At 38.9% G+C, this 12,340-nt stretch carries 14 protein-coding genes and 1 pseudogene; 5 read left to right on the forward strand and 10 right to left on the reverse strand.

Translation table 11 applies throughout. From position 1 onward, the window contains the following. Positions 1 to 345: 345 nt before the first annotated feature. Entirely contained in the window at positions 346 to 576 is a 231-nt protein-coding gene (locus FTU83_RS15655) for a hypothetical protein (RefSeq protein ID WP_078190858.1), read from the reverse strand. Positions 577 to 810: 234 nt separating this feature from the next. Between FTU83_RS15655 and FTU83_RS15660 the strand changes: the two genes are divergently transcribed. Continuing rightward, a complete protein-coding gene (locus FTU83_RS15660; protein WP_180005558.1) occupies positions 811 to 1,287 on the forward strand; it encodes a CinA family protein in 477 nt (158 codons plus the stop codon). A 78-nt stretch (positions 1,288 to 1,365) separates the two neighbouring features. Beyond that, positions 1,366 to 1,983: an aminotransferase gene (locus FTU83_RS15665; protein ID WP_180005559.1), complete on the forward strand. Its 618-nt coding sequence runs from the start codon at positions 1,366 to 1,368 to the stop codon at positions 1,981 to 1,983. 65 nt (positions 1,984 to 2,048) lie between these two features. Here the strand turns inward: FTU83_RS15665 and prpC are convergent, their stop codons facing one another. Both prpC and prpB read right to left on the reverse strand, forming a co-directional pair. Continuing rightward, the gene (prpC, locus tag FTU83_RS15670) at positions 2,049 to 3,185 is read right to left on the reverse strand and encodes a 2-methylcitrate synthase (RefSeq protein WP_180005560.1); all 1,137 of its coding nucleotides are present in this window, start codon (positions 3,183 to 3,185) and stop codon (positions 2,049 to 2,051) included. Between the two features lie 3 nt (positions 3,186 to 3,188). Then, entirely contained in the window at positions 3,189 to 4,073 is an 885-nt protein-coding gene (gene prpB / locus FTU83_RS15675) for a methylisocitrate lyase (protein WP_180005561.1), read from the reverse strand. Between the two features lie 239 nt (positions 4,074 to 4,312). Between prpB and FTU83_RS15680 the strand changes: the two genes are divergently transcribed. The 3 genes from FTU83_RS15680 to FTU83_RS15690 all read left to right on the forward strand — a co-directional run bounded on the left by FTU83_RS15680 (position 4,313) and on the right by FTU83_RS15690 (position 6,566). Further along, a complete protein-coding gene (locus FTU83_RS15680; RefSeq protein ID WP_180005562.1) occupies positions 4,313 to 4,966 on the forward strand; it encodes a TetR/AcrR family transcriptional regulator in 654 nt (217 codons plus the stop codon). Positions 4,967 to 5,078: 112 nt separating this feature from the next. Continuing rightward, complete coding sequence (gene argF / locus FTU83_RS15685; protein WP_078193464.1) at positions 5,079 to 5,999, forward strand: ornithine carbamoyltransferase; 921 nt, start codon at positions 5,079 to 5,081, stop codon at positions 5,997 to 5,999. Between the two features lie 90 nt (positions 6,000 to 6,089). Further along, positions 6,090 to 6,566: a hypothetical protein gene (locus FTU83_RS15690; protein WP_180005563.1), complete on the forward strand. Its 477-nt coding sequence runs from the start codon at positions 6,090 to 6,092 to the stop codon at positions 6,564 to 6,566. 47 nt (positions 6,567 to 6,613) lie between these two features. On the opposite strand, the gene FTU83_RS15695 is transcribed toward FTU83_RS15690, so the two are convergent. The 7 genes and pseudogenes from FTU83_RS15695 to FTU83_RS15725 all read right to left on the reverse strand — a co-directional run. Continuing rightward, positions 6,614 to 6,967 (reverse strand): YnfA family protein, encoded by a 354-nt coding sequence (locus FTU83_RS15695; protein WP_180005569.1) that lies wholly within the window; start codon positions 6,965 to 6,967, stop codon positions 6,614 to 6,616. A 77-nt stretch (positions 6,968 to 7,044) separates the two neighbouring features. Continuing rightward, positions 7,045 to 9,321 (reverse strand): ATP-dependent Clp protease ATP-binding subunit ClpA, encoded by a 2,277-nt coding sequence (gene clpA, locus FTU83_RS15700; protein ID WP_180005564.1) that lies wholly within the window; start codon positions 9,319 to 9,321, stop codon positions 7,045 to 7,047. Positions 9,322 to 9,333: 12 nt separating this feature from the next. Next, complete coding sequence (clpS, locus tag FTU83_RS15705) at positions 9,334 to 9,747, reverse strand: ATP-dependent Clp protease adapter ClpS (RefSeq protein ID WP_180005565.1); 414 nt, start codon at positions 9,745 to 9,747, stop codon at positions 9,334 to 9,336. An 18-nt stretch (positions 9,748 to 9,765) separates the two neighbouring features. Continuing rightward, complete coding sequence (locus FTU83_RS15710) at positions 9,766 to 10,515, reverse strand: hypothetical protein (RefSeq protein WP_180005566.1); 750 nt, start codon at positions 10,513 to 10,515, stop codon at positions 9,766 to 9,768. Positions 10,516 to 10,594: 79 nt separating this feature from the next. Further along, a complete protein-coding gene (gene argC / locus FTU83_RS15715; protein ID WP_180005567.1) occupies positions 10,595 to 11,647 on the reverse strand; it encodes an N-acetyl-gamma-glutamyl-phosphate reductase in 1,053 nt (350 codons plus the stop codon). A 186-nt stretch (positions 11,648 to 11,833) separates the two neighbouring features. Then, positions 11,834 to 12,079: a PDZ domain-containing protein gene (locus tag FTU83_RS15720; protein ID WP_180005568.1), complete on the reverse strand. Its 246-nt coding sequence runs from the start codon at positions 12,077 to 12,079 to the stop codon at positions 11,834 to 11,836. A gap of 144 nt (positions 12,080 to 12,223) precedes the next feature. Further along, positions 12,224 to 12,340: pseudogene (locus FTU83_RS15725) on the reverse strand (transposase); the annotation flags it as partial.

Below are 12,340 nucleotides of genomic sequence, written 5' to 3' on the forward strand. Positions count from 1 at the left end.
GAGGATCAGAAAGCTTGTTTGAATCGATGTATTTCATCCGCAGATTATGCACGAATGCTAAGAAATCCGGAGTGCAAATATTAACCAAAAAGAAGATCGTTTTTTGATTTATGAAAGAGATCTATTATTTCTTCCCCCATGAAAAAACAAATAAATTATACTCAATAATATCTCGGGGATTAAATAGCCGTTGGTCGAATAGCTAGAGCTATGGATCAAGTGATCATTAAAAAATACATATCCCTTTTGAATCTAGACTTATCTAAAGTTTGAATCAGGCAAATACAAAAATACAGTTCCCAACTCAATGAGAACTGTATTATTAATACTACAAATTGATCGAAATTAAACGGCAAGTACTTTCACAATAATGGTTTGCATGTCTTCATTTTCTTCCGCCAAATAAACACGCTTTAACTCTTTGCTTTTCACTTTGAATTGATGATTTTGATACTGAATTACAGCCGGAATTTGATCAAAATACAGGCTATCTGCGTCTAATTCTTCTTGAAAAAGTGGCGTGCCCAATTGATAGTCTAGGCTTTTTAATACTACATATTTAACAGTCGTTTTCATTGAAATAAACCTACTTTTGTTACGCTCTTTATTTTAAGTTTTAACATCGTTTTCCTTCCGAAGAAACCTTTATTTCATATTTTCGTACAGCTTCTAAACAATCACGCTATTTTCGTGAATTCCACAACACACAGTACCAACTTAGACTTTTAGTGAAATTACAGGCGAGCGAAATCAATGCTAAAATTTTAAGAATACTAATGATCATTCACCATTCTACTTTGGGGTAAGCACATGCTTAAACAGTGTTGCGATGCTTTAGAACAAAAATCCATGACTATCGCGTTTATCGAGAGTGCAAGCTCTGGTTATTTATGTAGTCAATTTTCAATTTATAAGAATAGTGGTGCAGATATCTTATTAGGTGGACTAGTGAGCTATGATCCATCAATCAAGCGTGAAATTTTAAAAGTAGATCCTCTACTAATAGAAAAATTTACGGCCGAATCCGCAGAAGTGACTCAAGCGATGGCTGAGCAAGGACAACAACTATTTTTACATGCAGACTTTGTGGTGGCCTGCACTGGATTACTCAAACCTGGTGGCAGTGCAACCGTAGAAAAACCCGAAGGTACATTTTATATTTCAATCTTACATGACCGTCGTATCTATAATTATCATTATTTTATTTTAGGTACGGCTTTAGAACGCCTAGATCAGTTAACTGAAAATGTTGCTCACAGTGTATTAGACATCTTAAATGCAGAATAAAACATACATAATCTTCATATTTAAATATCATTTTGCATCGCATACTGTATTGAGGAATTTACTTATCAGGACAAGAAAATGCAGCTACGTCATTTCAATGCATTCGCAATTAGCACCCTACTGTCCTGCTCTGCTTTCGCGACGGTAGGCGGCCCTCAAACCATTGAGGTTTTAGGTTTTGATAAAAAAGACCAAAAAATCTATTTAATGCGTCATTTTGAAGATGGTCGTGGTCGTTTACCACAATTATATTATTATCAATTAAATAGCCAAAAGCCGACGCAATTAATTACAGTGAAGTCTTTATATATTAATCCTAAGACAAAACGGATTGATTACGACCAAGACAGTGCCCAGTTTGATAAAGAAATCGCGAAAATTAAAAAGCGTTTAGCCAAACTAACACCAGTAAATAACAATAATGCCCGAATACAGTTATTAACGACCATGAATGGCACTGCAAAATCTTGGTATGACCCGAATGAAACCATTGATAAATGGACCTATCAATATCGTATTAAAAATTCGCAGTATAAAAGCGCCATACAAAAGGCTGAGACGTATAAAGAAGGTTTAAAAATCTCTAAAACTTATCGTGTAGTGCAAAAGCCTTTTTATTTAGTGACTGTTAAATATCTAGGGATTCCATTTGAAACGGGATATAGCGTCGAAGATCCTGTTTTATTAACCAAATAGATTGTTAACTCAATTAACAAATAATAAAAAAGCCTCTTTTGAGGCTTTTTTATTTCACTTTAAAATTATGCCGCAGAACGCTCTGCAATCGGCACCACTTTACGCAGTTCAGGGCCTGTATAGTCCGCGCTTGGGCGAATAATACGGTTGTCCGCACGTTGTTCCATCACATGCGCTGCCCAACCTGTTACACGGCTCATCACAAAGATTGGCGTGAATAATTTGGTTGCAATATCCATGAAATGGTATGCAGATGCATGGAAGAAGTCTGCATTACAGAACAATTTCTTCTCGCGCCACATCACTTCTTCACAGCGTACTGATACTGGATAAAGCACAGTATCACCGACGTCTTTTGCTAGGCGTTCAGACCAAATTTTGATGATGCCATTACGTGGATCATTGTCTTTATAGATCGCATGACCAAAGCCCATGATCTTTTCTTTACGCTCAAGTTTGCCGAGCATTTCACGTTCAGCTTCTTCTGGAGACGTCCAGTTTTCAATCATTTCCATCGCAGCTTCGTTCGCACCGCCATGTAATGGGCCACGTAGTGAACCAATTGCACCTGTGATGCATGAATGCATATCTGACAATGTTGATGCACATACACGCGCTGTGAATGTAGATGCGTTAAACTCATGCTCTGCATACAAAATCAGTGATACGTTCATCACTTGCTCGTGCAATTCATTTGGTTTTTCGCCACGCAGTAAATGTAGGAATTGAGCGCCGATTGAATCATCATCGGTGTTTTCTTCTACACGTACACCATCATGGCTGAAACGGTACCAGTAGCAAATGATCGCAGGAAGCGTTGCCAAAATACGATCTGCAACATCTTGTTGTTCATCGAATGATTTTTCAGTTTCAAGGTTACCTAACATTGAAACGCCTGTACGCATCACATCCATTGGGTGTGAGTCAGCAGGAATACGTTCTAATACTTCTTTCAATGCTTGCGGCAATTGACGCAATGATTTGAGTTTGGCTTTGTATGCTGCTAGTTGTTCTGTTGTTGGCAATTCACCAAAGAAAATCAGGTACGCGACTTCTTCAAACTGACAGTTTTCTGCCAAGTCTTGAACGTCATAACCACGATAGGTTAAGCCCGCACCACTTTTGCCTACAGTTGAAAGTGCAGTTTTACCCGCTACTTGTCCGCGCAGTCCTGCGCCCGTGAGTACTTTTCCTTCAGCCATTTTTTATTTTCCTTCAGTGAACAATTTATCTAAGGTGTTTTCAAAAGTGTGATAATCGAGGAATTGATAGAGTTCTTTTCGTTGTTGCATTTTATCCAGTACATTGACTTGTGTACCGTCATTGCGGATCGCATGCATTACTTCGAGTGCCGCTTTTTGCATTGCACGTGTTGGTGATAATGGGTAAAGCACCATTGCAATACCCTGCTCGCCTAGTTCTTCTTTGGTGTAGTAAGGGGTATCACCAAACTCTGTAATGTTTGCCAGTACAGGGACACCAACAGCATCGCAGACAGTTTTGTACATGGTAATATCAGTCATTGCTTCAGCAAAGATCGCATCTGCACCTGCTTCTACACAGGCACATGCACGGTCGATCACTGCTTGCAAACCTTCTTTTTGTAATGCATCTGTACGCGCCATCACCACAAAGTTTGAATCGGTTTTTGCATCAACAGCCGCTTTAATACGGTCAACCATTTCTTGTTGTGACACGATTTCTTTGTTCGGACGGTGACCACAACGCTTTTGTGCGACTTGGTCTTCAATATGAACCGCTGCTGCACCTGCTGCAATCATTTGCTTCACACTGCGGGCAATATTAAATGCACCGCCCCAACCTGTATCGATATCGACAAGTAATGGCGTATCTACACGTTCAGTAATACGACGAACATCTTCCAAAACATTGTCTAAACTGGTCATGCCTAAGTCAGGTAAACCATAAGAATAGTTCGCAACACCTGCACCAGATAAATATATGGCTTTATAGCCAACTTCTTTTGCCATCATTGCTGCATAGGCATTTACTGTGCCAATGATTTGTAATGGTTTTTCTACTTCCAATGCTTGTCTAAATCTTAAGCCTGCAGACGTTTGTTGTGTCATATTCCTTTCCACGGCATTTACTTTAATTTTCGAAGTTTGAGTATATCCATATTTTTTTCCAACTCTATGGCTTTGTAGAATATTAACTCTAAAACTTTAGTCAAATATTTCACTTGTCACCTATCTGTTGTTATTCTTTAGTCAAAGATCTCTGATTTATAAGCAAAGCAGAAAAGTACTAATTTTTTTGCTATAATTATCGTCAAATCAGCTCTTTTTTTGTTAAAAATTATCACTTTATGCAAGATTTAATACACATTGAACCTCTAACGCATGACCAGCCACAAACGAGGCGCGGACATGAACGATGTGTTGCGCTTTTAGAAAGTGCTACGGAGCTTTTTTTAAAACGTGGTTTTGATGCAGTTTCATTAGATGACATCGTGAATCATGCAGGTGGTTCAAAAGCGTCAATCTATAAATATTTTGGTAATAAAGACGGATTATTTAAGGCCATTTGTGACTATCGTCGCTGCTTATTTTTCAAAGATATTTGCCTACCATTTACGGTGAGCCCTGACACCGATATTCGTGCTTATCTCATCAATACTTTAAGTGACTTTCATCAGCATATCGTGATGCCTGAAAATGCGGCATTTATGCGGTTAGTCTTAGAACAAACAGGACGTAATCCTGAAATAGCACGTTATATTCATGAGCAAGGTCCGAAACAAATTCAGAACACCGTTGCCGAAATTTTATATCAAGCACATCAACACGGTTTGCTGTATTGTGAAAACCCGCTGTTTTCGGCTCAGTTTTATTTTGGGATTCTGCGTAATTTAGAATGGCGCGTTCTCATGGGCATCAGCATTGATGAAAATGATCAAGAAACAATCAATTACATCAGTTATTGCGTCGATCGTTTCCTAGACGGTCACCAAAAGCGCTAGATTTTTTGCAATTTACCTCTCTTATAGTATATTAATCGATTCCTTTTTCTCTAACCAACCAACAACTAATTGTTGTTTTGTTCTTTGATTCAGCAATTATTGTGGAGTAACAATGGCTCTACGTCACTTTCTAACTTTACGCGATTTATCGACTTTAGAACTTAACCAAATTGTACAGCGCGGTATCGAACTCAAGCGCAAACAGCATAACAATGAAGTTTTCCAACCTTTCGTTGGTAAAGTCATGGGCATGATTTTTGAGAAATCGAGCACCCGTACACGTGTATCGTTTGAAGCAGGAATGAGCCAATTTGGTGGTAGCGCAATTTTCCTTTCATCTCGCGACTCTCAATTAGGTCGTGGCGAGCCAGTAGAAGATTCTGCACGTGTGATTTCAAGCATGCTTGATATTGTGATGATTCGTACTTTTGGTCATGACATTGTTGAACGTTTTGCTTCTTATTCAAAAGTTCCTGTCATCAATGCATTAACAGATGATCACCACCCTTGCCAATTACTTGCCGATGTTCAAACATTTGTTGAACACCGTGGTTCTATTGAAGGTAAAACGGTTGCTTGGATTGGTGATGGCAACAATATGTGTAACTCATATATTGAAGCGGCTCATATGTGGGGCTTTAAATTAAAAATCGCTGCACCTAAGGGCTATGAACCTAAAGCAGAATTTTTATCTGAATTTGCACACTGTGTGGAACTTGTTGATTCTGCCGAAGATGCTGCAGTTAATGCAGATTTAATCGTTACAGATGTTTGGGCAAGTATGGGCCAAGAAGAAGAGCAAAAAATTCGTGAAAAAGCGTTTGCTGATTATCAAGTGAATGAACGCCTGATGGATCTTGCTCACGCTGACTGCCTATTTATGCACTGCTTACCTGCGCATCGTGGCGAAGAAATTTCTGAAAATATGCTTGACCACAAAAATGCTGTGGTTTGGGATGAAGCTGAAAATCGCTTACATGCACAAAAAGCACTTGTTGAATTCTTAATTAACGAAAATCTTAAAAAAGACTAAGGTTTTACTTAGATAAAAAAGCACCTTCGGGTGCTTTTTTTGTTTTTGCATGCTTTAATAAAACCATAACTTTTATAAGTGATTAAGATTATGCGTTTAAGAAATATTTGCTTATTGGCTCTTGGATTGAGCTTATCTACTTTTAGCTTTGCTGGTGAACCAAGTGAATTAGATCAATACTTGGTGAAAAATCAGATTTTAGATAGCAATTTTAAAATTAAAAATAAAACAGGTTTAAACGAAATACTGGCTGCCATTAGTGATGAAGATTCACGCACTCTTCCCTATCAAGTTGATCAGAATATGTTGATGGAAAAAATGGAAATTGAAGCGGATAAGATTGAAATTGATGGTATTATCACCACCCCTGATTTTGCGCAATTTGAACAATCAGTCGGTGAACATAAGGTGAAGCAACTCATCAAGCATAATTCACTCCAAAACTGTGAATTACTATTCGAGCATCAATTTCAACGTGTTAATCCATATAAAATTGAAATGGATCTAAGCTCGGGTAGCAATCAATACGAAATTATCATTAAAAATACAGAGTGCAAATTTAAATAAATATCTAATTTCTTACAGCTCTTGGTTTAACTTTTGCATTGTTTAACTTAACGAATTAAACCTTGAGGCTGTAATACAATCACAGCTGCGCCCACCAACACAATGACGCCACCTAGCATATCCCAACGTGTTAGAACTACGTGATCGACAAAACGCAACCACAGCAATGCAGAGAAAATGTAGATTCCGCCATAGGCTGCATAGATACGACCCGAAGCTGCTGGATGCAACGTCAATAACCAAACAAATGCAGCCAATGCAAGCGCTGTTGGAATCCATAACCACTGCGATTTTTTCTGATTTAAAATCAAATATGGGAAGTAACAGCCTAAAATTTCCATCAATGCTGTCAGTGCAAATAAACCAAATGTGGTCAGCACTTTTGTTAATGGTATGTCCATCATTGAGAAACCCAAATCTAGCGTCGAATAAATATAAAAAACCCGTGCAAGCACGGGTTTTTCGTTAATTAAATTACTTAAGCAGGTTCAGCGGTTTGGTCTTCAAACACTTCGAGTTTTAAGCCCACAGCTTTGCCATTTTCTTTCTTCACTGAAACACCAACATTACCGCCATGTTCCGCAAGCTCGCCAAACAAAATCATTTCAGCAAGCGGTTTCTTCAAATGCTCTTGAATTAAACGCTGCATTGGACGAGCGCCCATCAAGCGATCGTATCCTTGCTCTGCCATCCATTCGCGTGCATCTTGGTCAACCTCAAGAACCACTTTTTTGTCATCTAACTGTGCCTGAAGCTCTGTTAAAAACTTATCAACCACACTTTCAATGACAGTTGTTGGCAATGCTTTAAATTGAATAACACCATCTAAGCGGTTACGGAACTCCGGAGAGAAGGCTTTTTTCATCGCGTCTTGGTTATCATTACTGTTATCTTGATCCATGAAACCAATGCTCACACGTGAAATTGATTCTGCACCAATATTGGTAGTCAGCACTAACACGACGTTACGGAAGTCAGACTTACGACCATTGTTATCCGTTAATGAACCATGATCCATAATTTGTAATAACAAATTAAAGACATCTGGATGCGCTTTCTCAATTTCGTCTAGTAAAAGTACGCAATGCGGATTTTTATGAATCGCGTCGGTCAACAAACCACCTTGATCAAAACCTACATAACCCGGAGGCGCACCAATTAAACGAGATACGGCATGACGTTCCATGTATTCCGACATATCGAAACGTACAAGTTCAACGCCTAATAATTTTGCCAATTGCTTAGTGACTTCAGTTTTACCCACACCTGTAGGACCCGCAAAGACAAAATTACCCACTGGCTTATCTGGTGCTTTAAGACCTGCACGAGATAATTTAATCGCCGATGCAAGCGCTTCAATCGCTTCATCTTGACCAAACACCACACGTTTCAGATCACGCTCAAGATTTTCAAGAACGCTCTTGTCATCTTTAGAGACAGTTTTCGGTGGAATACGCGCAATTTTCGAAACGATATCTTCAATGTTTTCAACTGAAATGACTGTATCATCTTGCTCAGCTTTTAAACGACGCTGCGCACCAGCTTCATCAATCACATCAATGGCTTTATCAGGTAAGAAACGATCATTGATAAATTTCGCTGATAGTTCAACCGCAGAAACCAACGCTTGATCTTCGTATTTCACATGATGGAATTCTTCAAATTTGCCTTTTAAGCCACGCAGAATATCAATCGTTTCTGAAATAGATGGTTCATTGACATCAATTTTTTGGAAACGACGAGATAATGCATGATCTTTTTCAAAAACTTGACGGTATTCTTGGAAAGTCGTTGAACCGATACAACGTAAAGTACCATTCGCCAAAGCTGGTTTGATGAGGTTCGATGCATCCATCGTGCTGCCCATACTTGAGCCTGCACCGATGATCATATGAATTTCATCAATAAATAAAATAGCTTCGGGCTTTTTCTTCAATGCATTTAACAGTTGTTTTAAACGCTTTTCAAAATCACCACGGTATTTAGTTCCTGCAACTAAAGCACCAATGTCTAAACTAAATACTTCTGCATTTTCAAGCGGTTTAGGAGCTTTGCCATTTACAATGAGCCAAGCCAAACCTTCAGCAATCGAAGTTTTACCTACACCCGGATCACCCACCAAAAGTGGGTTATTTTTACGGCGACGGCATAGAATTTGAGCTGTACGTTCAATCTCTTTTTCACGACCAATCAGTGGATCTGTTTTGCCTTTTTGAGCTTCAACATTCAGATTGGTCGTATATAGCTCTAATGGGCCAGAATTTGAAGACGTGGTGTTTTCACCATCGAGCTCTTCGATTTCTTCTTCGGCTTGGACTTCGTCTTTACGTGTGCCATGAGACAAATACTGCGTTAATGTCAAACGGTTGATTTGATGGCGTTTAAGTAAATACACCGCAAATGAATCACGCTCTGAATACATCGCAACTAAAATGTCTGCACCTTCTACAGTGCGGTCATTACCACTCGATTGCACATGGAAAATTGCACGCTGCAAAATACGATCAAAACTTTCTGTAGGATGTGGCGCTTGATCGCTATTTTCGCCAAGCTTAGGGGTATGTTGTTCTACGTATTCTTCAAGTTCTTTGCGAAGCACAATAATGTCTGCGCCACATGCTTTCAATGCATTAACAGCGGAATCATTATCCAGTAAAGCCAATAATAAATGTTCTACCGTCAAAAATTCATGTCTCTTTTGACGAGCCATGCTGACAGCCAAACGTAGTGATACTTCTAATTGACGACTGAGCATGTAATCCCCTTATTAATCTTTTGGCTCAATCTGACAAAGTAATGGATGACTTTGCGACCGAGCGTAATTATTGACCTGATTTGCTTTAGTCTCTGCGATGTCTCGCGGATAAACCCCTGCAACACCCTTTCCTTCATAATGTACAGTTAGCATTACTTGAGTGGCTTGGTCAAGATTCAAAGCAAAGTATTGTTGTAAAATTTCAATTACAAAGTCCATTGGGGTGTAATCATCGTTCATTAAAACGACAGCATACATAGGAGGACGCTTTAACTCAGGTGGCGCAGTCAATACTTGAATGTCTGAATCACCATCATCCTGCGTACCTTGGCTGAGAGTCGGGTTTAGATGCCAGTCCACTAAACCAGATTGGTAAAATGAATTTTTAATGTCAGATAAACACGTTTGACGCTTATTGATTCGCATAGGATTTAGGTTTCACACTTAGTTTGCACTTGCTTCAGTTTGAGGAATTTCTGAAAGGAAGGCAGATTGATTTTCAACAGGCTGACCTTTCGACCAGCTAAAACGGCGAATAACGGGTTTAGAACCGCTTAAACGCACTTCAATAAAGTCTGGACTAAAGCCTTTAGGCATGGTCCAACGTCCAGTGAGTCGTTCACTTTCGCTAAAGTTAAAGTTTTTGTCTTCTAAAGGCACTGCAAGTACTTCTGTACCCTTAATTAGGCGCAGCTCAACGCCTCCAGATACATTACTTTTTGATGGGCTAACTTGAACGAGATCAAGTTGGTATTCATACGCATTTTCAGGTAATGGTTTAATCGCTAAATGTTGTACTGCAAGAGGCATACCACCACGTTGGCGCAATACTTCACGATACAAAACACCTAAATTACCCGTTAATTCTTGATCATCACGTGCTTTTTTAACAGCCAAATATAAATCATTTGAATTACTTACAGCGACATCACGCTCTTGGATTGCCGCATTCAAACTTTTATTTAGCCCTGCTAATTCAGTTTTTTGCTTTTGCACCACATCAACAAGTTGCTCTGCATCTGCATCATAACCGACCACTGTTAAGCCCTGACGATGACCGATACTATATCCGAGCAAACCGCTGCTCAATGCAAGTACAACTGCACCAATCGCCAGTGGCATATTCGTCTTCATAAAAGGCGTTTTTTCACTGTTTTCAGGTTCTGACTTGAAATTAGATTCTGTATTCGACATCGTCATCTCTTATTTTTAGTTCACTCAAGGCACACATTTAAATCCAGTTTTAAATGTGTGTGAAGTTTTAAATCGTTTCTTATGGTAATAAACCAATGCCTTGAAGTCCTGCATTTTCAGCAAAACTAAACATCAAGTTCATATTTTGTACGGCTTGACCTGCAGCACCTTTCACCAAGTTGTCTTGAGCCACCAAAATCACTAATTTTTTCGGCTGAGGTTTGCAAATCGCAATACGTAATTGGTTCGCACCACGCACAGTACGTGTTTCAGGTGAGCTTCCTGCAGGCATCACATCTACAAACTGCTCATTGGCATAGAACTGTTCATATAAGCTTTGTAAATCAGCAGAAGCACCTGCGTCTGTCAAATCAATGTAGATTGTGCTCAGCATGCCACGAATCATTGGTACCAAATGCGGTACGAATAAAATTTCGTTAAATACGCCTTTTTGACCTGAAATATTTTCTAAGGCTTCTACAATTTCAGGATGATGACGGTGACCCGCTACACCATAAGCTTTAAAGTTATCTGCATTTTCAGAATAGATCATACCTAGGCTGGCTTTACGACCTGCACCAGACACACCTGATTTTGCATCAATAATAATGCTTTCAGGTTTCACTAATCCTTCAGCTTTTAATACTGGCGCTAAACCGAGCTGAACAGTTGTTGGGTAACAACCTGGGTTACCAACCACTGAAGCCTTTTGAATTTTTTCACGGTTTAATTCAGACAAACCATAAACTGAATCTTTTAATAGCTCTGGACATGCATGGTCTAGGCCATACCATTTTTCAAATTGAGCTAAGTCTTGCAAACGGAAATCAGCAGCAAGATCAATCACTTTAGTATTTGAAGCAACTAACTCTTCTGCGTGTTTCATTGCTACACCATGCGGCGTCGCAAAAAATACAACGTCACATTGTTTTAGTTCTTCAATATTTAGATCTGAATAGCAAAGGTCTGTATGTCCACGCAAGCTTGGGAACATATCATCCACACGGCGGCCATTTTCAGTACGCGAAGTTAAAACTTTCACTTCCGCATTTGGGTGTCGCAGTAAAATACGCAGTAATTCAACACCTGTGTAACCTGTACCACCGACAATACCTACTGAAATCACGCTCATTACCTCTATTCAAAGTATCCATTTGATGACTGCGTAGTATGACAGGAAGTTGAGGATTTCTGAACTGTTTTGCTTGGGTTTATTGCAATTCGGATCTTTTTATCAATTTAAGAAAAAACATATTTTCAGAGAGCACCAAACTTAAATTGGATGAAAAGTGCAATTGTCCCACCTTCCAGCCAAATATTATTGTTTCAAACTAATTTCTAAAGGTATTTTCTGTCCATTTCTCAGAATTTCAAACTTTACAACGTTTCCTCTTAAATAGTTTGAACTTTCAACAAATGCACTGACATCATTAATATTATCATCATTCATTTTTATAATAATATCCTGCGGCAAAATAACGCCTTTGGCTAGAGAGCCAGCTTGAACTTTTTGTACAATCACTCCGCCCTGAAGGCCATTATTAATTTTATCCTTAGAAGACAATATGGTGGGATAAATTCCTGTTACTGAATTATATTTATAAAAATATCGTGAGGAATATTCTGTCCTGTTCGCAAGACGATGAGGAACTGCCTCAATAGTTCCTACAGGATAAATATTTAAATCACTTTTTTGATTAAGTTGTCATTAAAAAGTAAACATGTATTCTTTTCCGAATTGGTTTGATACTTTCTCCACCCATTGCTCTATTTTATCAGCTGTCATGACTTGAAAATCTCGCCAATAATATTTCATCTGCTTCCA

This window comes from Acinetobacter sp. YH12152 (assembly GCF_013418285.1).
In the GTDB taxonomy this organism is placed as follows: Bacteria; Pseudomonadota; Gammaproteobacteria; order Pseudomonadales; family Moraxellaceae; genus Acinetobacter; species Acinetobacter amyesii.